Here is a 3,444-nt window from a genome sequence, read left to right as displayed (position 1 = left end):
CATCTGAAAATAAAAAGCAATTGCTAGTTCCTCAGGGATTTGCTCATGGATTTTCGGTTATTAGTGAAACCGCATCAGTAATGTATAAATGTGATCAATTTTATAATAAAGCTTCTGAAGGAGGAATCAAATATGATGACCCTTCTCTAAATATTGATTGGGGAATGGATTTGAAGGATGCAATCGTTTCTGATAAAGATCAAATACTTCCTTTTATAGAAAATTGTAACAGTCTATTCTAATGAAAAAAATTCTTATAACAGGCGCAAATGGGCAATTAGGATCGGAACTTTCAGTCTTATCGTCAAAATATCCTGAATATGAATGGATTTTTGCAGATAGATTAAAAGTCACATTAGACAATCTAGATCTTTTACCTATTCAATTAAATGATATTAAAGCAAATGTGATTTTTAATTGTGGTGCTTATACTGCAGTTGATAAAGCTGAAACAGAAAAAGATCTCGCTTTTACAGTAAATTTTTCGGCAGTAGAAATAATTGCTAAATATGCTTCAGAAAATAATGTGAAGTTAATTCATGTGTCCACAGATTATGTTTTCGATGGTACTTCGTCAGTTGCTTTAAATGAAGAAGCATTGACAAATCCTATTAATGCGTATGGGGAAAGTAAATTAGCAGGAGAAATTGCATGTATGAAGCAAAATCCAGATTCAATTGTTATTAGAACTTCTTGGGTTTACAGTAAATTTGGAAATAACTTTGTAAAAACTATGCAACGCTTAATGCAAGAGAAAGAAGAGATAAGTGTTGTGAATGATCAAGTTGGTTCACCAACTTATGCAGCTGATCTAGCGCAGGCAATGATCAATATTGTTAATTCACCAAATTGGATTTCAGGAATATATAATTATTCTAACGAAGGAGAAATAAGCTGGTATGAATTTGCTTTGAGCATTAAAGAGTTAGGAAATTATAATTGCAAAGTATACGGTATTCCATCTTCTTCATACCCAACACCTGCAAAAAGACCGAGTTTCTCATTATTAGATAAAAATAAAATAAAATCAATCTATAATTTAGAAATTCCATATTATAAAGAAAGTTTAAAAAAGATATTTCTATAATATAAAAATTGAGTTTGATTTTTATATTCTGATTAAAGTCAAAGTTTAAAATACTAAAATTAAAATTTATGAAAGGGATTATATTAGCTGGAGGTTCTGGCACAAGATTACACCCATTAACTTTAGCGGTTAGTAAGCAGTTAATGCCCGTATATGATAAACCCATGATATACTACCCATTATCAACTTTGATGATGGCAGGAATTAGTGAAATTTTGATAATCTCTACACCTCATGATTTGCCTCATTTTAGAAAACTTCTTGGTGATGGAAGCGCGATTGGTTGTAAGTTTAGTTATGCAGAACAACCAGATCCAAATGGTTTGGCTCAAGCTTTTGTTATTGGAGAAGAGTTTATAGGCAAAGACAAAGTGGCTTTAGTGTTAGGAGACAATATCTTTTTTGGGACAAACATGCAGCAACTTTTAAAAGATAATGCTAATCCAGATGGAGGAGTTGTGTTTGCCTATCACGTTGCAGATCCTGAAAGGTATGGAGTAGTAGAATTTGACGAAAACAAAAATGCAATTTCAATAGAAGAAAAACCTTTGGAACCAAAATCTAATTATGCTGTTCCAGGCTTATATTTTTATGATAATTCTGTAGTAGAAATTGCCAAAAATATTAAGCCAAGTTCACGTGGTGAATATGAAATAACAGATGTAAATAAAGTTTATCTTGAAAAAGGACAGTTAAAAGTTGGAATATTAAGTAGAGGAACAGCTTGGTTAGATACAGGAACATTTAATAGTTTGATGCAGGCAGGACAATTTGTTCAAGTAATTGAGGAAAGACAAGGGCTGAAAATTGGTTGCATTGAAGAAATTGCTTGGAGACAAGGTTTTATTGATGATCAACAACTTGAAAAGTTAGCACAACCATTGTTAAAATCAGGATATGGATCATATTTAATAGATTTTCTAAAACAAAAGAAAAAAAGTGTTAAAATTTAATTTGTATCTTTAACTAATTATTTAAAATCTTTAATTTGTATTTTTGTATAAATGTCGGATTAAAGGCACTTAAAAAAAAGAACAATTGAATACAGACAAACCAAATAATATAACCTCTTTGTTATATAATACCTTTTCGCCAAGAAATCTTCGGGCAAATATTAATAATCTAAGTTATTTACCTAGATGGATTATTGTTGCTATAGATGTAATGGTTTTGGTTTTTTCTTTTTGTCTTACCTATTTGCTTTTTGAAGGTACAGCAATAGGGTATCTTATTACTTCTCATAATTTTTTCTTTGTTGCAGGATTAATTATTGCCAATGTGTTTTTTTTCTGGCTTTTTAGAACATACTCAGGAATCATTAGGCATTCTTCTTATATAGATGCAATAAAATTGTTGTTTTCTCAAATGTCTGTTCTTGTATTTTTCTTGTTTATAAATTTAATATTTGAATTATATACAGGCCATAAAGCATTTTTAAATACTGCTCTTTTTATTAATTTAGTATTGTCTTTTTGTGGACTTTTCTTATATCGTGTTGTAGTAAAACAGACATTTGAAATGTATTTTTCTGAAAAAGCTACGACTAAATTAATTAGAACTGTAATTTATGGCACAGATGCTAATGCAATTTCTGTTGCAAATGCATTAAAATTTGAAAGCCCTTCTCGTTTTAAAATAGTTGGTTTTGTTGATAAGAATAATCAGAATGCGTCTAAACGTATGCTAGATCTTCCTATCCTTATTTTAAGAAAGAAGTTGCCTGCTTTAATGCGTTCTGTAGCTGCAGAAGGTGTAATTATTGCAGATAAAAGTTTAAGCAAAGACGAACAGCTTATTATAGTTGATCAATGTTTGGAGTTTAATTACAGAGTATATACAGTACCTCTTATTTCAGATTGGGAAAATCAAAAAGAAATTTCGCAAAAAGTTAAGAATATCCAAATCGAAGACCTGTTAGAAAGAAAACCTATAGTTCTAGATAGTAGATCTATTTCTAAGCAGTTAAAAGATAAAACAATTTTAATTACAGGAGCAGCAGGATCGATAGGAAGTGAGATTGTAAGGCAAGTTTTGAATTTTAATCCAAAAAATGTTATCGTCTTAGATCATGCAGAAACACCATTGCATAATTTGTGTTTGGAAACTCAAGCAATGAATGTAAGCACTAAAATTGTTGCGGTAATTGCAGACGTAAGAAGTAAAAAAGCTTTAGATAAGGTTTTTAAAAATTATAATCCACATGTAGTTTTTCATGCTGCAGCTTATAAGCATGTACCTTTGATGGAAGAAAATCCTTCTCAGGCAATTCAAACTAATATCAAAGGGACTAAAAACCTTGCTGATTTGGCTTGTAAATATCATGTGAAGAAATTTGTAATGGTTTCTACAGATAAAGC

Annotated in this window: 4 protein-coding genes; all 4 read left to right on the top strand. The window is 30.4% G+C overall.

Annotation, left to right across the window (positions count from 1 at the left end):
* Window positions 1-242 (top strand): dTDP-4-dehydrorhamnose 3,5-epimerase (locus tag B3J44_RS02530; RefSeq protein ID WP_286965558.1); only part of this gene is annotated, 242 nt, incomplete at its 5' end.
* Window positions 242-1,087 carry a dTDP-4-dehydrorhamnose reductase gene (gene rfbD, locus B3J44_RS02525; RefSeq protein ID WP_286965557.1) on the top strand — a complete coding sequence of 282 codons (846 nt, stop codon included), beginning with the start codon at window positions 242-244 and terminating at the stop codon, window positions 1,085-1,087. The genes B3J44_RS02530 and rfbD, both read left to right, overlap by 1 nt.
* Before the next feature lie 68 nt (window positions 1,088-1,155).
* Window positions 1,156-2,040: a glucose-1-phosphate thymidylyltransferase RfbA gene (gene rfbA / locus B3J44_RS02520; protein WP_286965555.1), complete on the top strand. Its 885-nt coding sequence runs from the start codon at window positions 1,156-1,158 to the stop codon at window positions 2,038-2,040.
* An 85-nt stretch (window positions 2,041-2,125) separates the two neighbouring features.
* On the top strand, window positions 2,126-3,444 hold a 1,319-nt coding region (locus B3J44_RS02515; RefSeq protein ID WP_286965554.1), incomplete at its 3' end, for an SDR family NAD(P)-dependent oxidoreductase.

This window comes from Flavobacterium sp. UBA4854 (genome assembly GCF_002399805.1).
Lineage (GTDB): Bacteria > Bacteroidota > Bacteroidia > Flavobacteriales > Flavobacteriaceae > Flavobacterium > Flavobacterium ginsengisoli.
Note: the sequence above shows the minus strand (reverse complement) of the source record. Positions and strands in the feature narration are given on the sequence as shown.

Bases quoted from the DNA above. Each gene is read 5' to 3' on its own strand.
- rfbD (WP_286965557.1), top strand. From the start codon at position 242: ATGAAAAAAATTCTTATAACAGGCGCAAATGGGCAATTAGGATCGGAA.
- rfbA (WP_286965555.1), top strand. From the start codon at position 1,156: ATGAAAGGGATTATATTAGCTGGAGGTTCTGGCACAAGATTACACCCA.